Below are 19,503 nucleotides of genomic sequence, written 5' to 3'. Positions count from 1 at the left end.
CTCACCGCTCCCTGACCAGCGCCGCGTACGCGCCGCCGTGCGCGACCAGCGCCTCGTGCCGCCCGCGCTCCACGACCGTGCCGTGCTGGAGCACGACGATCTCGTCGCTGTCCCGCACCGTGCTCAGCCGGTGCGCGATCACCACACAGGCACAGCCGCGCCGGCGCAGGTTGTCCATGACCACCAGCTCGGTCTCCGCGTCCAGCGCGCTGGTCACCTCGTCGAGGACGAGGATGCTCGGCCGGCGCACCAGGGCCCGCGCGATCTCCAGCCGCTGGCGCTGCCCGCCGGAGAAGTTCCGGCCGTCCTGCTCCACCCTGCTGTGGATGCCGCCCGGCCTGCGCATCACGACGTCGTACAGCGCGGCGTCCCGCAGCGCGTCCACCACGGCGTCGTCGGGGATCGACGGGTCCCACAGGGCCACGTTGTCGCGCACGGTGCCCTCGAAGAGGAAGACGTCCTGGTCGACGAAGGAGACGGAGGACGCGAGCGCCCCGCGCGGGATGTCCTCGAGCCGCTGCCCGTCGATGCGGATCACTCCGTCCCACGGGGCGTACAGTCCCGAGATCAGCCGGGACACCGTGGACTTGCCGCTGCCCGACCCGCCGACCAGCGCCACCTGCTGCCCCGGCCCGACGGTCAGGTCGAAGCCGGTGAGCAGCGGCTTGTCCAGCGGGTTGTAGCCGAAGGAGACGTTCTGCAGCTCGACGTGGCCGTGCAGCCTGCGGGTGGAGTCGGCGGCGCCGCCCGGGCGGTCGTAGAGAGGGTCGGTGCGGAAGTTCTCCACGTCCTTGAGCCGGGCCACGTCGGCCGCGAAGTCCTGGATGCGGCCCGCGACGCCGTTCAGCCGGGTCAGCGGAGCCGTGAAGCGGACCACCAGCGCCTGGAAGGCGACCAGCAGACCGACCGAGATGTGCCCCTCGACCGCCCGCATGCCGCCGATCCACAGGATCAGCCCGCTGTTGAGCGTCGCCAGCGTCGGCGCGACCACGCCCAGCCAGGCGCTCGGCACCCCGAGCCGCTGCTGCTCCTCCAGAGTGGTGGCGTGCTGCCCCGCCCACTTGCGGAAGTAGCCGTCCTCACCGCCGGTCGCCTTCATCGTCTCGATCAACTGCAGTCCGGTGTACGCGGTGTTGGTCAGCCGCGCCGTGTCCGCCCGCAGCTTGGCCGTACGGGTCGCGCGCAGCCGGATGACGATCCGCATCGCGAGGATGTTGAGCAGCGCCACGCCGATGCCCACGAAGGTGAGCTGGGGGTCGTACGTGTACAGCAGCACGGCGTACAGGACGACGACGATCGCGTCCACGCCCGCCGCTGCCAGGTCGCGGGCCAGGGTCTCGGCGACCGCGTCGTTCGACTGGAGTCTCTGCACCAGGTCGGCCGGGCTGCGCTGGGAGAAGAAGGTCACCGGCAGCCGCAGCAGGTGGCGCAGGAAGCGGGCGCTGGAGAGGGTGGAGGAGATGATGCGGCCGTGCAGCAGATTCGCCTGCTGGAGCCAGGTCAGCACGACCGTGAGCAGCACGCAGGCGCCCATCGACGCGAACAGCACGCCCAGCAGCGAGGTCTGCCCGCCGATCAGGAACATGTCGATATAGGTACGGCTGAGCGCCGGCACCGCCGCGCCGACCGCCACCAGCAGCAGGCTCGCCAGCAGGGCGGCCGGCAACGTGCCCGCGGTGCCGCGCAGCCGGGCCGGCATCGCGCCCAGCACGCCCGGTTTGCGGCCGCCGCGGGTGAAGTCCTCGCCGGGCTCCAGGGTCAGCACGACCCCGGTGAACGACCCGTCGAAATCCTCCAGGGACACGAAACGGCGGCCCTTGCCGGGGTCGTTGACGAACACCCCGCGGCGGCCGAAGCGGCGCCCCACGCCGTCGTAGACGACGTAGTGGTTGAACTCCCAGAACAGGATGGCCGGCGCCGTCACCTCCGAGAGCGCGGCCAGGTCCATCTGCATGCCCTTGGCGGTCAGGCCGTAACTCCGGGCCGCCTTGAGCAGGTTGCTGGCGCGCGAGCCGTCGCGGGAGACGCCGCAGGCGATGCGCAGCTCCTCCAGCGGGACGTGCCGGCCGTAGTGGGCGAGCACCATCGCGAGGGAGGCGGCGCCGCACTCGACGGCCTCCATCTGGAGCACGGTGGGCGTGCGCACCGTCTTCGCCCGCGCCTTGGGCACGCTGCGCTTCGGCGGGGCGGCGCGGCGTCTGCTCCGGGTCTCCCGGGCGGTGGTCTCCTGTGCGGTGCTCACGGCAGCAGCCAATCGACGGGACGCTGATCGGCCAGCCGGATGGACCCCGTGGCCATGGTCATGGAGGTCAGCTCGAACGGGGGCCCGTCCGCGGACGACCACTCGTAGCCGCTCTTCGTGGACTTCGAGGTGTCCAGCCGGACCGTCACGGCCACCGGCCTGCCCTCCTTGGTGAACTGCTCGCCGAGCTGGCTGTCGCCGAGGAACGCGGCGATGGACTGCGCCGACTGGGCCGAGCGGTCCACCGACTTCACCTCGCCGTGCAGGACGCCGTACTGCTGCGCCGGCACCGACTGGACGGTCAGGTCGACGGAGGCGTGCGCGGGGATGGCGGCGGCGTTCTCGGCCGGGACGTAGACGGTGGCGTAGAGCGGGGCGTCGGCGTGGGCGACCTTCTCGACGGCGGCGACGTTCGCGCCGGTCCGGATGATCTGTCCGACGGTGGCGGCGAGGGCGCTGACCCGGCCCGCGTCGATCGTGCGGACCACGGTCTCGCCCTCGTTCGTACGCACCTTCAGCACGGGGGAGCCGGCGGGCAGCCGCTGACCCTGGCGGGCGAGTACGGCGGTGACCTGGCCGGAGACGGGGCTCTGGAGGAGGTAGCTGCCCTGGCCGTGGGTGAGGACGGCGGGGGCGCTGACGGTGGAGGCCACCGAGCCGCTCACCGCCCACACGGACGCGGCGGCCATGGCTGCCACGGTCACGGAGAGCACCAGCCAGCCCTGCGGGCGGGCGAAACGGACCGGGAGGTCGAGCTCCTCCGGCGACTGGAGTTTGGCGAGGGCCTGTTGGCGGAACTGCACGTCGGACGTATCCCAGTGTCTTGCGGTAGGCCGCGGGGAAACCGCCGAGAAGTCCCGGAGCCTGGAGGGCTCCGGGACTCAGCGGTACCAGGGCGCGATCAGAGACCGGCGACCAGGTTGGTGACCGGGGCCGTGTTCAGGCCGGTGACGCCCTCGACGGTGCCGACGGCGGTGTTGACCAGGCCGGAGACCGGGGCGATGCCGTCCACCAGGCCGGTGACGGTGCCGACGGCGTTCACGTTCAGACCGCCGGCGACGTTGTCGAGGTCGGCGTCGGAGATCTCGACGGTCTCAACCTGGGGGGTGGAGTTCATGATGGAACTTCCCTTCGTATAGCCATTTCACAAGGGGGGAGCGGCCCCCTCTGGGGACAGATGACGGCCGCGACCGCGGGCGCCGGGCAGCCCGTTTCCGGAGCCCTCCGCGGCCCCCGCGGTGCGATGGATCAAAGCACGCGGCCGGTCCGGCCTTCCAATCAATCACCCCCTCTCACCAGGGCACTTGCGACGCCCAGGCACCCAAGCGTGCAGGCATGGGCACGCCTTCGCGGCGACTTCTTCACACGCGGCGCGACATCGGCCCGTGCGACCCCTTGCCCGTGCGCGGGCGAATCCGGCACTCCCGCCCCAAAGGCGTGCGGGGCGGTGCGGGGTTGTGCAGATCCGCCAACGGGGGTGACCGGGTTGGGCATTCGATGTGCAGATTCGCTGAAGCAGGGATTCCGCTCCGTGATCGGAACAGACCGTCGCCGACCGCATACGGAGGGTGCTGATCCGATGTGATCGCACGGCGTGGCTGAACGCCCCGTACCGCCCGTGCGTACCAAGTGCCGTCCAGGCGCCCCCAGGCAGCCGCCGGACCGGCGGCACGGACCCCGTCCCAGGAGGTCGAGTAGGTTGAGTCACAAGCGAATTCCGAAGCGCAGGGCCGCGATGGCGGCGGGCGCCGTGGTGGCACTCGGCGCCGCCGCCGTCCTGCTGCCCAACGCCAACGCCTCCCAGGACGGCGACGGAGCCGACGACGCGGCGGCGCCGAGGACCCTCAAGGCGGCGGACGCGCCGGATCTCGCCTCACAGCTCGCCGGTCTGCTCGGCGACGCCTTCGCCGGCTCCTACTACGACGCCGACGAGCAGCAGCTCGTCGTCAACGTGGTGCCGGGCGACAACAACCAGGTCATCGTGCAGGCGAAGAAGGCCGGCGCGGACGTGCGCGAGGTCGACAACAGCATGAGCGAGCTGCGGACCGGCGCGCGGACCCTGAAGTCCGAGGCGACCATCCCGGGCACCTCGTGGGCCATCGACCCGCGTACCAACAAGATCCTGGTCACCGCCGACAGCACCGTCACCGGCGCCGAATGGGACCGGCTGGAGTCCACGGTCGAGGAACTCGGCGCGGGCATGGCGACCGTCAAGAGGTCCGCCGGCACCTTCAAGACCTTCGTGTCGGGCGGTGACGCCGTCTTCGGCGGCGGCGCGCGCTGCTCGCTCGGCTTCAACGTCACCGCGGGCGACGGCGCCCCCGCCTTCCTGACGGCCGGCCACTGCGGCGTCGCGGACGACCAGTGGTCCGACGTGCAGGGCGGAGCGCCGATCGGCACCGTCGACCAGGCGGTCTTCCCCGGCCGGGGGGACTTCGCGCTCGTCCGGTACGACGACCCCGCGACCCGGGCGCCGAGCGAGGTCGATCTCGGGGACCAGACCATCGGGATCAGCCAGGCCGCCGAGGCGACGGTCGGTCAGCAGGTCTTCCGGATGGGCAGCACGACCGGACTGGCCGACGGACAGGTCCTCGGCCTGGACGCCACCGTCAACTATCCCGAGGGCACGGTCACCGGCCTCATCCAGACGAACGTGTGCGCCGAACCGGGTGACAGCGGCGGCTCCCTGTTCACCCAGGACGGCCTGGCGATAGGCCTGACCTCCGGCGGCAGCGGCGACTGCACGGTCGGCGGCGAGACCTTCTTCCAGCCGGTCACCACCGCCCTGGAGGCCGTGGGCGCCACCCTGGGCGGCGGCGACGCCGCCGGCGACGGACAGGCCGGGGGAGACGAGGCCGGCGCGGGTGACCAGGCCGACGGGGAAGCGGCCGGGGGCGGTGACGCCGGGGCCGGTGACGGCGGCAGTGGTGCTGGTGCCGATGACGACGGTGCCGGGGGCGGGCAGGACGGTGCCGGAGCCGGGGGCACCGGTGACGGCACGGGTGCCGGCGGCGACGACGGCTCCGGTCCCACGGGCTGATCCGGGCACCGCGCGACGGCACCGGTGACGGGGCCGGCCCCCGGCGGGAGGGCCGGCCCCGCACGTGAGACCACCCGCACTCGCGTTCCGCCTCCGGCAGACGCCCGCAGCGGCATCAGCGCGATGTCCCACCGCCCGCGTCGCCGTCCCCTTCCTTCCACCGCCGCCGTGTGATCACGCCGCCCGCGCAGCCGGGCCCCCGCCCGTCCCCGATCGACTCTTCCCGCCCCGCAGGGGCTGCGCCGATGCCCCACAAGCGCTGTAATGGCGGCGTGGTCAGTGAGGGCGCGGTGGAACGCGGAGCGAGGACGCTGCGTGCCGAGGGTGCCCTGAAGGCGATCGTCTCCGTGCCGGACCCGGCGGAGCGGTTGCGCCGGGTGCTCGAACAGGCGCTGGTCTTCGCAGGGGCTTCCTTCGCCGCCCTCTACACACCCGGCGAGAACGCCGAGCTGCTCTGCCTGACGGAGTCGGTGGGCGTGCCGCGCACCCTGTACGGCGTGCGCGACGGCTACCCCGCCTCGGGCGGCTCACCGGTGGCCGACGCCCGTCGTGAGGGCACGCCGGTGTGGCTCGGCCCCGAGGAGTTCGCCGGGTCGGCGGAGTCCCGGCACGTGCCGTCGAGCGGCTTCTCCCTCGCCACCCTGCCCGTGCGCGGCGACGGCGGCGGCTGCCTCCTCGCCCTGACCGAGCGCCCGGAGGGCTTCGGTGCCGAGGACCGGGCCTGTCTGGAACTGATCGCCGGGGCCGTCACCTGCCCGGCCCCGGCCCCGGCCGTGGCCGCCGAGGGCGGGGAACTGCGGCCGGGTGCCTTCTCGCTGGCCATGGACACCGGCCGGGTCGAGGTCGGCGACGACATCCTGCGGCTGTTCGGCCTGGCGCCCGGCGAGTTCGACGGCAAGGTCGAGACGCTGCTCGGCCTCACCGTGCCCGAGGACCTGCCCTCGCTGATGTCGGTCACGGAGGCCGACCACATGTCCATCGGCGACCGCGAGCTGGAGTTCCGCGTGCTCCAGCCCACCGGCCCGCCGAAGTGGCTGCGGCTCAGCGGGCGCCTGCTGCCCGGCGGCGAGGGCCGGCCCGCCCGCCTCGTCGGCACCGTCGCCGACGCCTCCACCCTGCGACCCGACGTGACCGATGTGGCCCGCGTCCAGCGCCTCGCCGCCGCGCTGGCCACCGCCGGCACCGTCCGCGACGTCAGCCAGGCCGTGGTCGCCGCCCTGCGCAGGCCCCTGCGCGCCGACCGGATCGCGCTGGCCGAGCTGGAGAACGACCGTCTCGTCGTCACCGTCCTCGACCCGCCCGAGCCGGAGTCCTGGCCCGAGCTGTGGCGGCTGGAGTGGCGCACCGAGTGGCCCGACGTCCCGGTGCGGGCCATGCCCACCCTCGCCGCCGCGCTGCGCGAGGGCCGCGCCCGGATCTGGCCCGCCGGCACCGGCGACCTGGAACCCGCCCTCGCCGACGTCGGCCCCGGCGGCCTCGCCGTGCTGCCACTGCCCGCCGGCGGCCGCATGGCCGGCGCCTGCCTGATCGGCTGGGACGCCCCGCACGACTTCGGCCCCGACGAACGCGCCCTGCTCACCGCCTCCGCCGGCCTCGCCGGTCAGGCCCTGATGCGCGCCCACGCCTTCGACGCCGAGCACGAGCTCGTCGGCATGCTCCAGCGCCAGCTGCTGCCGCGCCGCCTGCCGAAGCTGCCCGGCGCCGTCGCCGTGGCCCGCTACCTGCCCAGCACGGCCGGACTGGAGCTGGGCGGCGACTGGTACGACGTGATCCCGTTGCCCGACCACCACGTCGCCCTCGTCATCGGCGACGTCCAGGGGCACAGCGCGGGCGCCGCCACCCTGATGGGACAGATGCGCACCGCCCTGCGCGCCTACGCCGCCGAGGGCCACCCGCCGGACGTGGTGGTCTCGCACGCCAACCGGCTGCTCATGGACATGGAGACCGACCTCTTCGCCACCTGTGTCTACGTCGACCTCGACATGGAGGCCGGTTCCGCCTGGTGCGTGCGGGCCGGGCATCCGCCGCCGGTGCTGCGCCACCCCGACGGGAACACCGAGATCGCGGAGGCGGAGGGCGGCCCGCCGCTGGGCGTGGTCCGGCAGGCCGACTTCCCGATGAGCCCGCTGCGCCTGCGCCCCGGCACGCTGATCGCCCTCACCACGGACGGCCTCGTGGAGTCCGCCGACGCCGACATCGACGAGGGCATCGACCGCTTCGCACACGCGCTGGCCGCCTGTGACCCCGCCCACCTGGGGCTGGTCGCCGACGCCCTGCTCGGCGACGCCCGCCGCAGCGACGACGTCGCCCTGCTGCTGGTGCGCTACGACGGCATGGCGGTGCGGCCGCTGCGGGAGAGCTGGTCGGTGTGGCGGCTGCCCGAGGCCGTACACCACGCCCGCCGCTTCACCCGGCGCACCCTGCGCTCCTGGAGCGTGCCGGACGACGACATCGACGGCGTCCTCCTGATCGTCTCCGAACTGGTCACCAACGCCCTCGTGCACACCGACGGCCAGGTCCGCCTCGACCTCGCCCTGATCAACGGCCGGTTGCGCGTGGCGGTCGCCGACTCCTCGCCCCGTACGCCCGTCAGGCCGGCCAGCATCGGCTGGGAGGCCACGGGCGGACGCGGCATCCTCCTGGTCGAGGCGATGTCGGCGACCTGGGGGTCCCTGCCGGTCAGCGGCGGCAAACAGGTCTGGAGCGAGATCCCGGTGGGCCGCGGCCGGGGATAGGTGCCGGCGCCGCCCGGCCGGGTACCCGGCGCCCACACCACGATCGAGCAGCAGAAAGAGGGAACACGTCATGACCCAGTACGTCCGCGACATCATGACCGGCCATCCGGTGACCGTGGAGCCGCAGACCTCCGTGACCGCGGTGGCCCGCCTCATGCGCGACCGGGACCTCGGCGCCGTCCTGGTCACGGACGGCGACGAACTGCGCGGCCTGGTCACCGACCGTGACCTGGTGATCCGGTCCGTCGTGGACGGCGGCGACCCGGAGCAGACCACCGTGGCCGGTGCCTGCAGCGACGATCTGGTGACCGTACGGTCCGACGAGGAGCTGGACCACGCCGTCGAGGTGATGCGCGAACACGCGGTGCGCCGGGTGCCGGTCGTCGACGACGGCCGCCCCGTCGGCATCGTCTCCCTCGGCGACCTGGCCATGGAGCGCGACCCGGAATCGGCGCTGGGCGACATCAGCGTGGCCCGGCCCAACCCGTAGGCCCCGTGCCCCCGGTGTTTCACGGGAACGCGCCTGGGGACCCGTCGGGCGACGGTGCCGGACACAGAAGGCAGAAGGAAGATGATGCTCCGTGACCACGGACACCAGTGAGAAACCCGTCGCCCGCCGCCAGGAGACCGGTTGGTCCACCGCCAAGCGCCTGCGCGGCCGGGGCGCGTTGCGCACCTGGATACCGGCCGTCGAGGACGGCACGAGCGCACGCGCACCGCGGACGGGGCAGGAATCGAACATCGTCAGGGGCGAGGACTGAACCGTCCCGGAGACGACGGACACCCCAGCGCGCCGGCCATGTGCCGGCGCGGTGCGCGTCCGGGCCGGCCACGGGCCGCACGGGCCGCGCGGGTAACGTCGGCGGAGGCCTCGCCCGCCCCGAACCGTCCGCCCGTCCATCCGCCCCGTCCGACCGCAGCAAGGCACCGAACCGTTCATGAACCTCCTGGTCACCGGCGCAGCCGGCTTCATAGGCTCCCGATACGTCCGGACGCTGCTCGCCTCGGACGCGCCCGACGCGCCGCGGATCACGGTCCTGGACAGCCTCACCTACGCCGGCACCCTCGACGCCCTCGCACTCGGCCACCCCCGGCTGGACTTCGTGCACGGCGACATCCGCGACGCCGCGCTGGTCGACAAGCTGATGGCCGACACCGGCCAAGTGGTGCACTTCGCCGCCGAGTCCCACGTGGACCGGTCGATCGACGCCGCCGCCGACTTCGTGCTCACCAACGTCGTCGGCACCCAGACGCTGCTGGACGCGGCCGTGCGGCACGGCGTGGGAACCTTCGTGCACGTCTCCACGGACGAGGTCTACGGATCGGTGGAGTCCGGTTCGGCGACCGAGGAGCACCCGCTGCGGCCCAGCTCCCCGTACGCCGCCTCCAAGGCCTCGGCCGACCTGCTCGCCCTCTCCTACCACCGCACCCACGGGCTGGACGTGCGGGTGACCCGGTGCTCCAACAACTACGGCCCGTACCAGTTCCCCGAGAAGCTCGTGCCGCTGTTCGTCACCCGCCTCCTGGACGGCCGGAAGGTCCCGCTGTACGGCGACGGGCGCAACGTCCGCGAGTGGCTCCACGTGGACGACCACTGCCGCGGCGTCGACCTGGTCCGCACCCGGGGCCGGGCCGGCCAGGTCTACAACATCGGCGGCGGCACCGAACTGACCAACCGCGAACTCACCGGCCTGCTGCTCGACGCCTGCGGCGCAGGCCGGGACCGGGTCGAGTACGTCGCCGACCGCAAGGGCCACGACCTGCGCTACTCGGTCGACTGGAGCAAGGCCCGCGACGAGCTGGGCTACCGTCCCGGCCGGGACTTCACGACCGGGCTGGCCGACACCGTCGCCTGGTACCGGGGCCACCGGGCCTGGTGGGAGCCGCTCAAGCGGAGGACGGGGTCCGCCGCATAGGCTGGATCCGTGCGACTGCTGCTCATGTCCGACACCCACCTGCCGAAGCGGGCGAAGGAACTGCCGGAACCGCTGCTGGCGGAGATCCCGCGCGCCGACGTGGTCGTGCACGCGGGGGACTGGGTCGACACGGCCACACTCGACCTGCTGGAGCACCGCAGCCACCGGCTCGTCGGTGTGTACGGCAACAACGACGGGCCCGGCCTGCGCGCCCGGCTGCCCGAGGTGGCCCGTGCCGACCTCGGCGGCCTGCGGTTCGGCGTCGTCCACGAGACGGGCGCCGCCCAGGGGCGCGAGCGGCGCTGCGCCGCCCGCTTCCCGGACCTCGACGTCCTGGTCTTCGGACACAGCCACATCCCCTGGGACACCACCGCCGACACCGGCCTGCGGCTGCTCAACCCCGGCTCGCCGACCGACCGGCGCCGCCAGCCGTACTGCACCTACATGACGGCCGCGGTCGCCGACGGCCGGCTCGGGGACGTCGAGCTGCACCGGCTGCCGCGGCGGTAGCGGGCCGGTTCAGCCGCCGGACGGGCCCGTCCAGTCCGCCGCCACATGTCCGACGCGTACCCGCTGGGGGTGGTCGCCCACCGGTACCGACACCGACTTCTCGCCGGTCGCGAAGTCGATGGCGGTCACCTGGTCGGCGCCGCTCTCGGAGACCACGCAGTGCGTGCCGTCGCCGCTGACCGTGGCCCAGTACGGCTTCGCGGCGGTGACCAGCGGCCCCTCCCGCAGCGTCGCACGGTCCATGACCGTCGCGTAGTCGTCCATCGTGCCCGCGACGCACAGCTTGCTCCCGTCCGGGCTCATGGAGATGCCGTGGTGCCGCGAGTCGTTGACCCAGGTGGTGCGGTCGTCGCTGGTGGCCGGGTTCTTCGGCAGGGTCTTGGTGCGGGTGATCCGGTCGGTGGCGATGTCGTACTCGAAGAAACCGTTGAAGAACGACACCTGGAAGTACAGCTTGGACTCGTCCGGCGAGAAGACGGCGGGTCGCACGGCGTCGGAGTGGTCGCCGAGACCGATCGCGTCGAGGCGCTCGCGCATGTCGATCACCTTGACCTGCTCGTACGTCGTCGCGTCCACGACGGTGATGCGCCGGTCGCCCTTGGTCCAGTCCAGCCAGGGGGCGTCGAGCGCGGTGTTCACCTCGCCGATGGACATGTTCCAGATGTACTCGCCGTCGCGGGTGAAAATGTTCTCGTGCGGCTTGGCGCCGGTGCCGAAGGAGCCGAGCTCGTCCCCCGACTCGATGTCCAGCACGTGCACGGTGTTGGAGGTGGACGCCGACACCGCGACCCGGGTGCCGTCGGGGGAGACCGCCATGTGGTCGGAGCGGTAACCCGAGACGGGGAAGCGCCAGTCGATGTCGCCGGTGGCGAGGTCGATGGACACGACGTCCGCGAAGCTCGGCCGGGAGACCACCACCGACGAGCCGTCCGGCGTCGAGTACATGTCGTCGACGAACTGGTCGTGGCCCTCGCCGACGCTGTTGCGGATGGCCTGGAAGTAGATCCACTTGATCGGGTCGGCGTTGATCTCCGCCATCCGCTCCGCCTTGTCCGGGATGACATTGATCCGGCCGATTCTCGCGAAGTCGCCGGCGGACCGGATGACGTCGGCGGTGCCGTCCCAGTTGTTGCCGACGAACATGACCTCGCGCAGGCCGGCGGGGGCGTCGGGGGCGGCCGCCGCGCCCGTCGTGGGAGCGGCGGCGACGAGGGCGAGTGCGGCGGCGACGGCGGCGGCGCGGAGGTGCCTGGTGCGATGGGCAGGCATGCTGCTCTCCTCTGGCGGTGGGCGTGGTGGGGGCGCTGGCGCGCTGGCGCGCGCATTCTGAACACAGCCGCTTTCAGAGTGAACTTACTGCAAAGTAAGGAAGGAGCGCCCTTCTCCACAAGACCGCGTACACGACAAAATTGGCCGCGGGTGGGGAAGTGACGGTGGCGGGCAGGGGGTGCGGGTGGCGGGCAGGCTCAGGGCGCCCACGGGACGCTACGGCGGCAAGTCCGCCGCACAGCGCCAGGCCGAGCGCCGCCGGCGCTTCCTCGACGCCGCGCTCCAGCTCTTCGGTGACACCCCCGGCTACCGCGCCACGACCGTCGCCGCCCTCAGCGAGGCCGCGGGCCTGTCCACCCGCCAGTTCTACGAGGAGTTCCGCACCCTGGAGGACGTGCTCGCCGCCCTGCACCTCCAGGTCAACGACTGGGCCGAGCGAGCCGTCCTCGCGGCGGCGGCCGACGCGCGTGGGCTGCCCCTGCCCGAACGCGCCGGCGCGATCTTCCGCGCCTACGCCGCCGACGTCACCTCCGATCCCCGTCGCGTGCGCATCACCTTCGTCGAGATCATCGGGGTCAGCCCCCGCCTGGAGGAGCAGCGGCTGGCCCGCCGCGCCCGCTGGGTCGACCTCATCCGCGCCGAGGCCGAGTCCGCCGCCGCGCGCGGAGAGGCGGCGCCCCGCGACTACCGGCTCGCCGCCACGGCCTTCATCGGCGGCGTCAACGGCCTGCTGCACGACTACAGCGCGGGCTGGGTGGACGCGACCCTGGACGAGGTCGTCGACGAACTGGTCCGCCAGCTCCTGGCCGTGCTCCGGCCCCCCGGCTGGGGGGCCGGCCAGACGTGACCGGCGACCGGTCCGCTTCCGGTCACTCGTCCCAGGCCTGGACGGTGGTCTGCTCGGCGATCGCGCCGCCCCGCAGCGACAGCATCGACTCGGCGAGCACCCGCACGCCGTCCGGGTACACGCACTCCTCGGTGAAGGCGACCTGGTCGCCCTGCACGACGCACCGGGTCAGCCGGTGCGACATGTCGCGGCTGTACACGTCGTCGAGCATCTCGGCGATCTCGTCCCGGCCGTGCAGGACCTTGGGGCGGCTGGGCTGGTCGTACCGGTCGACGATGCGGACCTCCGCGTCCGGCGCGTAGAGCGACACCAGGGGCGCCGCCGTCTCTCCTTCGATGCCCCGGCGCAGTGCCTCGACGTCGAAGCCGGGGTCGGCCTGAGCGCTCATGACGACCTCCTTTCGAAGACCGCGGCCCGAGGGGGCGGGCCGCACGGGCCCTTACTCCGAGCCTCCTCCGTCCGGGCGCCCACGGCAACGCGGCCGGGCCACTGGTCCCGTCGGGTGAGCGGCGCCGCCCGCCCGTGTCCGTCCGGGCCCGGCACCGTTGCTCAGAGCATGACTTCAACACGACGTATCGCCGCCGCCGTCGGGCTCGCCGCCGGTGTCGCCGGCCTCGCCGCGCCGATGGCGAGCGCCGCCGAGGGCGGCGCGCTGGGCGCCGACAAGCTCAGCGTGACCAAGACGCTGGACTCGCTCGCGGTGAGCGACATGCCCGCCGAGGACCGGGCTCAGATGCCGCGGCCCTCCCAGCAGTTGAACCGGCTCAACGACCTCAACCAGCTCCAGCAGGTCACCGGGCTCGTCTCCCCGCTGTTCGGGGCCGTCCCCGCGCTCGGCTGACGAACCGCGGCACCAGGCCGCCGGGGCCTCCGACGCAGGGCGGCCCCGGCGGCCTGGTGCGTGCGGGCGGACTCAGCCGCCGGCGGCCAGGAACTGGGTGGCCGCCAGCTCCGCGTACAGCGGATCGGCGGTCACCAGCTCGCGGTGCGTACCCACCGCGCGGACGCGGCCCGCGTCCATCACCACGATCCGCTCGGCCATCGTCACCGTGGACAGCCGGTGCGCGACGACCAGGACTGTGGTCGTACGGGCCACGTCGGCCACCGTGTCCCGCAGCGCCGCCTCGTTGACCGCGTCCAGCTGCGAGGTGGCCTCGTCGAGCAGCAGCAGCCGCGGACGGCGCAGCAACGCCCGGGCGATGGCCACCCGCTGGCGTTCGCCGCCCGACAGCCTGGTGCCCCGGTGCCCGACCAGCGTCTCGAGGCCGTCCGGCAGCCGCGCCACCAGGGAATCGAGCCGGGTCGTCTTCACCACCGCGGCGACGGCGGCGTCGTCCGCCTCCGGGTTGCCCAGCAGCAGGTTGTCGCGCAGCGAACCGGACAGCACCGGCGCGTCCTGCTCCACGTAGCCGATCGCGGCCCGCAGCGCGGCCAGGTCCCAGTCCGCGAGGCTCCGGCCGTCCAGCGTGATCTCCCCGGCGACCGGGTCGTAGAACCGCTCGACGAGGGAGAAGACGGTGGTCTTGCCCGCTCCGGACGGGCCGACGAAGGCCGTCATCCCCCGGGCCGGCACCTCGAAGGTCACCCCGTGGTGGATGTCGGGAAGATCGTCGGCGTAGCGGAAGCGGACGTCACGGAAGGCGACGGACGCCGGCTCCGAGCTCGGCGACGGCAGGGGCACGGGACGGGCCTGCGGCTCCGCGGGCAGGCTCAGCGCGTCCCGGATGCGGGCGAGCGCCGCCTTGCCCGTCTGGTACTGCGTGATCGCGGAGACCACCGCCTGTATCGGCGACATCAGGTAGAAGACGAAGAGCAGGAACGCGACCAGCGTGCCGATGTCGATCGCCTCCGTCGCCACCCGGGCCCCGCCCACCGCGAGCACCGTGATGAACGCGGTCTGCATCGCCAGCCCGGCCGTGTTGCCCGCCGCCGCGGACCACTTGGCGGCGCGCACGCTCTGCCGCCAGGACTCCTCGGCCGCCTCGTGCAGCGCCCGCTCCTCCCGGGGCTCGGCCCCGGACGCCTTCACCGTGCGCAGCGCGCCGAGTATCCGCTCCAGCGCGGCGCCCATCACCCCCACCGCGTCCTGCGCCTGCCGGCTCGCCCGGTTGATGCGCGGCACGATCAGGCCCAGCACCGTCCCCGCCCCCGCGACCACCGCGAGGGTGACCCCGAGGAGCACCGGGTCGACCAGACCCATCATCACCAGGGTCGCCACCAGCGTGAGCCCGCCGGTGCCGAGGCCGACGAGGGAGTCGGTGGTCACCTCGCGCAGCAGGGTCGTGTCGGAGGTGATCCGGGCCATCAGGTCGCCGGGCTCGGTGCGGTCCACGGCCGTGATCCGCAGCCGCAGCAGATACGACGACAGGGTGCGCCGCGCACCGAGCACCACGGACTCGGCGGTGCGCCGCAGCACGTACCCGCCCAGCGCGCCCAGCGCCGCGTTGGCGACCACGAGCCCCGACATGGCCAGCAGCGCGCCGGTGATGGCACGGTCGTGCGACAGGTCGTCGATCAGCTCCCGCGCCACCAGCGGCAGCATCAGCCCCGTGGCGCCGGTGACGAGGGACAGGACGGCGCCCGCGAGCAGGGCCCCGCGGTGCGGCCGTACGTACGTCAGGAGCTGTCGCCAGGCGGGCTGACCGGTCTGTGTCCCAGCGGTGCTCACGGCACTCCTTCGGCAGGTGGGCGGAGGCATCAGGCTACGTGGGCCCCGAACACGGCCGGAGCGCTCCTTGGCGATCAGTTGCGCGTAGGCTCGGGGGGAACGCTGAACGGCCGAAGAAGGGGTCCAGACCATGGCGCAGGAAGTACGCGGCGTGATCGCACCGGGCAAGGACGAACCGGTGCGGATCGAGACGATCGTCGTGCCCGATCCCGGCCCGGGCGAGGCCGTGGTCAGTATCCAGGCCTGCGGGGTGTGCCACACCGACCTGCACTACAAGCAGGGCGGCATCAGCGACGACTACCCCTTCCTGCTCGGCCACGAGGCCGCGGGCGTGGTCGAGTCGGTCGGCGCCGGAGTCACCGACGTCGCCCCCGGTGACTTCGTGGTCCTCAACTGGCGCGCGGTGTGCGGCAAGTGCCGGGCCTGTCTGCGCGGACGGCCCTGGTACTGCTTCGACACCCACAACGCCGAGCAGAAGATGACTCTGGCCTCGACCGGCCAGGAACTCTCCCCGGCCCTCGGCATCGGCGCCTTCGCCGAGAAGACGCTGGTCGCCGCCGGACAGTGCACCAAGGTCGACCCCGGAGTCTCCGCTCAGGTGGCCGGCCTGCTGGGCTGCGGCGTGATGGCCGGCATCGGCGCCGCCATCAACACCGGCAACGTCGGCCGCGGCGACACCGTCGCCGTCATCGGCTGCGGCGGCGTCGGCGACGCGGCCATCGCCGGCTCCCACCTCGCCGGAGCCGCGAAGGTCATCGCCGTCGACATCGACGACCGCAAGCTGGAGACCGCCCGCTCCATGGGCGCCACCCACACCGTCAACTCCCGCGAGACCGACCCCGTCGAGGCGGTCCGCGAGCTGACCGGCGGCTTCGGCGCCGACGTCGTCATCGAGGCCGTCGGCCGCCCGGAGACCTACCGGCAGGCCTTCTACGCCCGCGACCTGGCCGGCACCGTCGTCCTCGTCGGTGTACCGACCCCCGAGATGAAGCTGGAACTCCCGCTCCTCGACGTCTTCGGCCGCGGCGGCTCCCTGAAGTCCTCCTGGTACGGCGACTGCCTGCCCTCCCGCGACTTCCCGATGCTCGTCGACCTCCACCTCCAGGGCCGCCTGGACCTGGACAAGTTCGTCACCGAGACCATCCGGCTCGACGAGGTCGAGAAGGCCTTCGAGCGGATGCACGCCGGTGACGTGCTGCGTTCGGTGGTGGTGCTGTGATGACCGCCCGCATCGAACGCCTCGTCACCTCCGGGCAGTTCAGCCTCGACGGCGGCAGCTGGGACGTCGACAACAACGTCTGGCTGGTCGGCGACGACCACGAGGTGATCGTCATCGACGCCGCCCACGACGCCGACGCCATCGCCGAGGCCGTCGGCGACCGCCGGCTCACCGCCATCGTGTGCACCCACGCCCACAACGACCACGTGAACGCCGCGCCCGCCCTCGCCGAGCGCACCGGTGCCACCATCTGGCTGCACCGTGACGACATGCCCCTGTGGCAGCAGACCCACCCCGACCGGGACCCCGACGCCTGGCTGACCGACGGCCAGGTCATCGAGGCCGCCGGCGCCGACCTGACCGTCCTGCACACCCCCGGGCACGCGCCCGGCGCGGTCTGCCTCTACGACCCGGGCCTCGGCACCGTCTTCACCGGCGACACCCTCTTCCAGGGCGGCCCCGGCGCCACCGGACGCTCCTACTCCCACTTCCCGACGATCATCGATTCGATCCGCGACCGGCTCCTGGTGCTCCCGCCCGAGACGGAGGTCCGCACCGGCCACGGCGACCCGACCACCATCGGGGCCGAGGCACCGCACCTGGAGGAGTGGATCAAACGCGGTCACTGACCCGGCGCGCGACGCCAACGGCGGGGGACACGCGTAAAAGGTGACAGAAGATGTCCGGCTTCCAAGGCACCCTCGTTCACGGATCAGCAGTCGTGGGAGAGGAACGGGAGCCGGACATGGCACAGTCACCGAACAAGCCGCTTTCGGGCAGGGTCGCGCTGGTCGCCGGAGCGACCCGCGGCGCCGGACGCGGCATCGCCGTCGAACTGGGCGCGGCCGGCGCCACCGTCTACGTCACCGGCCGCAGCACCCGCGCCCGCCGCTCCGAGTACGACCGCCCGGAGACCATCGAGGACACCGCCGACCTGGTCACCGAGGCCGGCGGCCACGGCATCGCCGTACCGACCGACCACCTCGACCCCACGCAGGTCGCCGTGCTCGTCGACCGCGTCGCCCGCGAGCAGGACCGCCTCGACGTCCTGGTCAACGACATCTGGGGCGGCGAGCACCTCTTCGCATGGGACAGCCCCGTCTGGGAGCACGACCTCGACAAGGGGCTCAGGCTGCTGCGGCTCGCGGTCGAGACCCATGCCATCACCAGTCACCACGCCCTGCCGCTGCTGCTGCGCCGCCCCGGTGGGCTGGTCGTGGAGGTCACCGACGGCACCGACGACTACAACCGCGACCACTACCGCGTCTCGTTCTTCTACGACCTCGCCAAGACGTCCGTCCTGCGCATGGCCTTCGCCCTCGGCCACGAAGTCGGCCCGCGCGGCGCCACCGCCGTCGCGCTGACCCCGGGCTGGCTGCGCTCGGAGATCATGCTCGACCATTTCGGCGTACGCGAGGACAACTGGCGCGACGCCCTCGACCGCGTCCCGCACTTCGCCATCTCCGAGACTCCCCGCTACGTCGGCCGCGCCGTCACCGCCCTCGCCACCGACCCGCACGTGTCGCGCCTCAACGGACGGTCTCTGTCCAGCGGAGGCCTGGCGCGGGAGTACGGCTTCACGGACCTCGACGGCAGCCGCCCGGACGCCTGGCGCTACCTCGTCGAGGTCCAGGACCCGGGCAAGCCGGCCGACGTCACCGGTTACCGCTGACGGGCGGCAGCGGCCACCGGGCCGCGTGACCCGGCGGCAGGGCCAAGTCCTCGCGCACGGCCGTGTAGTAGCCCTCGCGGCCGGCGCGCTGCCGGTCCAGCAGGGCCAGCCAGGCATCCGGGTCGCGCCTCTCCTCGCGCAGGAAGCGCTCCATGTCCAGTACCGCCACGACCCAGACCCGCGCCTTCTCCACGACCTCCTTGCCGCCCAGCAGGAGCAGCGCCTCCCCGGCCGGGTCCCGGGCGAGCGTGGCCTCGGCCTGGGCCGACGCGGCCTCCTCGGGGCTCAACGGGTGGGGGTGCGGGTCGTTGCCGAGGTGGGCGGCGATCCGGTACGTCAGCGTGACGGAGGTCTTGAGGGCCCGCGCGTAGTCGGCGTACACCGCGAGCCTGCGCTCCTCCCAGCGCGCCGCAGTCTCCCGGCGGAACCGGTCCCGGTCACTGCGGACCACGGCGAGATACGAACCGAGGGCACCGATCACGACGCCTATGAGAGCGGGGAGTTGCTGCAAGAACACGGACATGCGCGCACGCTACCTGCCGCGGTGATCGTTTCGGCAGTACGGTCGGTGCCCATGACGGACACAGGGCGTTTCACCGACCACGGAGCACTGGTCACGGGCGCGGCCCGCGGCATCGGCGCGGCCACCGCCCGCCGGCTGGCCGCGGAGGGGGCGCGGGTACTGCTGACCGACGCCGACCTCGCGGCCGCGCGGCGGACGGCACGGGGACTGGCGGAACAGGGTCTCGGCGTCGAGGCCTTCGGCTGCGACGTCACCGACCGGGCGTCCGTCGAGGCCGCCGTCGCCCACGCCGTGGACACCTTCGGCACCCTCGACGTCCTGGTCAACAACGCTTACGCCTGTGCGCCGGACGCCCCGCTCTTCGAGGACGAGGCCGACGAGGTCTGGGCCCGCGACCTCGACGTCACCCTCACCGGTGCCTACCGCTGCTGCCGGGCCGCGCTGCCCCACCTCGCGGCCTCGGGGCGCGGTGCGATCGTGAGCGTCGGCTCGGTCAACGGCGTCCAGGACTTCGGCAACCACGCCTACAGCGCCGCCAAGGCCGGCCTCGCCTCCCTCACCCGCACTCTCGCCGGGCACGCCGCGCCGCGCGGCGTCCGCGTCAACCTGGTGGCGCCGGGCACCGTGCGCACCACCGCGTGGGAGGGGCGGGACGAGGACCTGGCGGCGGTGCGGGGACTGTATCCGCTGGGGCGGGTCGGCGAACCCGAGGACATCGCGGCGGCCGTCGCCTTCCTCGCCTCCCGCGACGCCTCCTGGGTCACCGGCACGACGCTGGTCGTCGACGGCGGGCTGACCGCGGTCAACACCGGGTTCCGGCAGGCGGTGCGGGAGGGGGAAGACACGGACTGACGGCGCCCGC

General features: G+C 73.1%; 19 protein-coding genes. 12 read left to right on the top strand and 7 right to left on the bottom strand.

Going from position 1 to position 19,503, the window contains the following annotated elements; genetic code table 11:
• Position 1: 1 nt before the first annotated feature.
• The 3 genes from ACFW47_RS23260 to ACFW47_RS23250 form a co-directional block, all read right to left on the bottom strand.
• Positions 2 to 2,170, bottom strand: coding sequence for an NHLP family bacteriocin export ABC transporter peptidase/permease/ATPase subunit (locus tag ACFW47_RS23260; protein WP_386278577.1), 2,169 nt, complete (start codon positions 2,168 to 2,170; stop codon positions 2 to 4).
• Between the two features lie 68 nt (positions 2,171 to 2,238).
• Positions 2,239 to 3,045: an HlyD family efflux transporter periplasmic adaptor subunit gene (locus tag ACFW47_RS23255; RefSeq protein WP_386277515.1), complete on the bottom strand. Its 807-nt coding sequence runs from the start codon at positions 3,043 to 3,045 to the stop codon at positions 2,239 to 2,241.
• 98 nt (positions 3,046 to 3,143) lie between these two features.
• A complete protein-coding gene (locus ACFW47_RS23250; RefSeq protein WP_386277513.1) occupies positions 3,144 to 3,359 on the bottom strand; it encodes a type A2 lantipeptide in 216 nt (71 codons plus the stop codon).
• 582 nt (positions 3,360 to 3,941) lie between these two features.
• Here ACFW47_RS23250 and ACFW47_RS23245 point away from each other — a divergent pair.
• From ACFW47_RS23245 to ACFW47_RS23220, 6 genes are all read left to right on the top strand, one after another.
• Positions 3,942 to 5,282 (top strand): S1 family peptidase, encoded by a 1,341-nt coding sequence (locus ACFW47_RS23245; RefSeq protein WP_386306902.1) that lies wholly within the window; start codon positions 3,942 to 3,944, stop codon positions 5,280 to 5,282.
• Positions 5,283 to 5,527: 245 nt separating this feature from the next.
• On the top strand, positions 5,528 to 8,017 hold the full coding sequence (locus ACFW47_RS23240; RefSeq protein ID WP_386306900.1) for a SpoIIE family protein phosphatase: 2,490 nt from the start codon (positions 5,528 to 5,530) through the stop codon (positions 8,015 to 8,017).
• Between the two features lie 70 nt (positions 8,018 to 8,087).
• Entirely contained in the window at positions 8,088 to 8,507 is a 420-nt protein-coding gene (locus ACFW47_RS23235; protein ID WP_386306898.1) for a CBS domain-containing protein, read from the top strand.
• 91 nt (positions 8,508 to 8,598) lie between these two features.
• Positions 8,599 to 8,778: a hypothetical protein gene (locus ACFW47_RS23230; RefSeq protein WP_386277506.1), complete on the top strand. Its 180-nt coding sequence runs from the start codon at positions 8,599 to 8,601 to the stop codon at positions 8,776 to 8,778.
• Positions 8,779 to 8,955: 177 nt separating this feature from the next.
• A complete protein-coding gene (gene rfbB / locus ACFW47_RS23225; RefSeq protein ID WP_386277504.1) occupies positions 8,956 to 9,933 on the top strand; it encodes a dTDP-glucose 4,6-dehydratase in 978 nt (325 codons plus the stop codon).
• Positions 9,934 to 9,942: 9 nt separating this feature from the next.
• A complete protein-coding gene (locus ACFW47_RS23220) occupies positions 9,943 to 10,443 on the top strand; it encodes a metallophosphoesterase family protein (RefSeq protein WP_386277502.1) in 501 nt (166 codons plus the stop codon).
• A gap of 9 nt (positions 10,444 to 10,452) precedes the next feature.
• Here ACFW47_RS23220 and ACFW47_RS23215 read toward each other — a convergent pair whose 3' ends face one another.
• Positions 10,453 to 11,712, bottom strand: a complete 1,260-nt coding sequence (locus tag ACFW47_RS23215; protein WP_386306896.1) for a YncE family protein — start codon at positions 11,710 to 11,712, stop codon at positions 10,453 to 10,455.
• Positions 11,713 to 11,896: 184 nt separating this feature from the next.
• On the opposite strand from ACFW47_RS23215, the gene ACFW47_RS23210 reads away from it, so the two are divergent.
• Positions 11,897 to 12,559, top strand: coding sequence for a TetR/AcrR family transcriptional regulator (locus ACFW47_RS23210; protein WP_386277498.1), 663 nt, complete (start codon positions 11,897 to 11,899; stop codon positions 12,557 to 12,559).
• A 22-nt stretch (positions 12,560 to 12,581) separates the two neighbouring features.
• Here the strand turns inward: ACFW47_RS23210 and ACFW47_RS23205 are convergent, their stop codons facing one another.
• On the bottom strand, positions 12,582 to 12,947 hold the full coding sequence (locus ACFW47_RS23205) for a nuclear transport factor 2 family protein (protein WP_386277496.1): 366 nt from the start codon (positions 12,945 to 12,947) through the stop codon (positions 12,582 to 12,584).
• 168 nt (positions 12,948 to 13,115) lie between these two features.
• Between ACFW47_RS23205 and ACFW47_RS23200 the strand changes: the two genes are divergently transcribed.
• The gene (locus ACFW47_RS23200; protein WP_073728692.1) at positions 13,116 to 13,400 is read left to right on the top strand and encodes a hypothetical protein; all 285 of its coding nucleotides are present in this window, start codon (positions 13,116 to 13,118) and stop codon (positions 13,398 to 13,400) included.
• Positions 13,401 to 13,472: 72 nt separating this feature from the next.
• Here ACFW47_RS23200 and ACFW47_RS23195 read toward each other — a convergent pair whose 3' ends face one another.
• Entirely contained in the window at positions 13,473 to 15,257 is a 1,785-nt protein-coding gene (locus ACFW47_RS23195) for an ABC transporter ATP-binding protein (RefSeq protein ID WP_386277494.1), read from the bottom strand.
• A gap of 100 nt (positions 15,258 to 15,357) precedes the next feature.
• On the opposite strand from ACFW47_RS23195, the gene ACFW47_RS23190 reads away from it, so the two are divergent.
• The 3 genes from ACFW47_RS23190 to ACFW47_RS23180 all read left to right on the top strand — a co-directional run bounded on the left by ACFW47_RS23190 (position 15,358) and on the right by ACFW47_RS23180 (position 18,118).
• On the top strand, positions 15,358 to 16,446 hold the full coding sequence (locus tag ACFW47_RS23190; protein ID WP_386277492.1) for an S-(hydroxymethyl)mycothiol dehydrogenase: 1,089 nt from the start codon (positions 15,358 to 15,360) through the stop codon (positions 16,444 to 16,446).
• Positions 16,446 to 17,075 (top strand): MBL fold metallo-hydrolase, encoded by a 630-nt coding sequence (locus tag ACFW47_RS23185; RefSeq protein WP_382714352.1) that lies wholly within the window; start codon positions 16,446 to 16,448, stop codon positions 17,073 to 17,075. The genes ACFW47_RS23190 and ACFW47_RS23185 overlap by 1 nt, the downstream gene beginning before the upstream one ends.
• 116 nt (positions 17,076 to 17,191) lie before the next feature.
• Complete coding sequence (locus ACFW47_RS23180) at positions 17,192 to 18,118, top strand: SDR family oxidoreductase (RefSeq protein ID WP_386277490.1); 927 nt, start codon at positions 17,192 to 17,194, stop codon at positions 18,116 to 18,118.
• Here ACFW47_RS23180 and ACFW47_RS23175 read toward each other — a convergent pair.
• Positions 18,102 to 18,641: a hypothetical protein gene (locus ACFW47_RS23175; protein WP_386277488.1), complete on the bottom strand. Its 540-nt coding sequence runs from the start codon at positions 18,639 to 18,641 to the stop codon at positions 18,102 to 18,104. The two genes, ACFW47_RS23180 and ACFW47_RS23175, sit on opposite strands and share 17 nt — an antisense overlap.
• A 51-nt stretch (positions 18,642 to 18,692) precedes the next feature.
• Here ACFW47_RS23175 and ACFW47_RS23170 point away from each other — a divergent pair, with 51 nt between their 5' ends.
• Complete coding sequence (locus ACFW47_RS23170) at positions 18,693 to 19,493, top strand: SDR family NAD(P)-dependent oxidoreductase (RefSeq protein ID WP_386277486.1); 801 nt, start codon at positions 18,693 to 18,695, stop codon at positions 19,491 to 19,493.
• Positions 19,494 to 19,503 lie beyond the last annotated feature (10 nt).

This window comes from Streptomyces sp. NPDC058796 (assembly GCF_042745235.1).
GTDB lineage: Bacteria > Actinomycetota > Actinomycetes > Streptomycetales > Streptomycetaceae > Streptomyces.
The sequence above is the reverse complement of the archived record's forward strand: the minus strand, read 5'-3'. Positions and strand labels throughout refer to the sequence as shown.

Excerpts from the sequence above, each read along its gene's own strand:
- ACFW47_RS23215 (WP_386306896.1), bottom strand. The coding sequence starts at position 11,712 with ATGCCTGCCCATCGCACCAGGCACCTCCGCGCCGCCGCCGTCGCCGCC.
- ACFW47_RS23205 (WP_386277496.1), bottom strand. The coding sequence starts at position 12,947 with ATGAGCGCTCAGGCCGACCCCGGCTTCGACGTCGAGGCACTGCGCCGG.
- ACFW47_RS23175 (WP_386277488.1), bottom strand. The coding sequence starts at position 18,641 with ATGTCCGTGTTCTTGCAGCAACTCCCCGCTCTCATAGGCGTCGTGATC.
- ACFW47_RS23190 (WP_386277492.1), top strand. The coding sequence starts at position 15,358 with ATGGCGCAGGAAGTACGCGGCGTGATCGCACCGGGCAAGGACGAACCG.
- ACFW47_RS23170 (WP_386277486.1), top strand. The coding sequence starts at position 18,693 with ATGACGGACACAGGGCGTTTCACCGACCACGGAGCACTGGTCACGGGC.
- ACFW47_RS23240 (WP_386306900.1), top strand. The coding sequence starts at position 5,528 with ATGCCCCACAAGCGCTGTAATGGCGGCGTGGTCAGTGAGGGCGCGGTG.
- rfbB (WP_386277504.1), top strand. The coding sequence starts at position 8,956 with ATGAACCTCCTGGTCACCGGCGCAGCCGGCTTCATAGGCTCCCGATAC.
- ACFW47_RS23180 (WP_386277490.1), top strand. The coding sequence starts at position 17,192 with ATGGCACAGTCACCGAACAAGCCGCTTTCGGGCAGGGTCGCGCTGGTC.
- ACFW47_RS23185 (WP_382714352.1), top strand. The coding sequence starts at position 16,446 with ATGACCGCCCGCATCGAACGCCTCGTCACCTCCGGGCAGTTCAGCCTC.
- ACFW47_RS23250 (WP_386277513.1), bottom strand. The coding sequence starts at position 3,359 with ATGAACTCCACCCCCCAGGTTGAGACCGTCGAGATCTCCGACGCCGAC.
- ACFW47_RS23195 (WP_386277494.1), bottom strand. The coding sequence starts at position 15,257 with ATGCCTCCGCCCACCTGCCGAAGGAGTGCCGTGAGCACCGCTGGGACA.
- ACFW47_RS23200 (WP_073728692.1), top strand. The coding sequence starts at position 13,116 with ATGACTTCAACACGACGTATCGCCGCCGCCGTCGGGCTCGCCGCCGGT.
- ACFW47_RS23235 (WP_386306898.1), top strand. The coding sequence starts at position 8,088 with ATGACCCAGTACGTCCGCGACATCATGACCGGCCATCCGGTGACCGTG.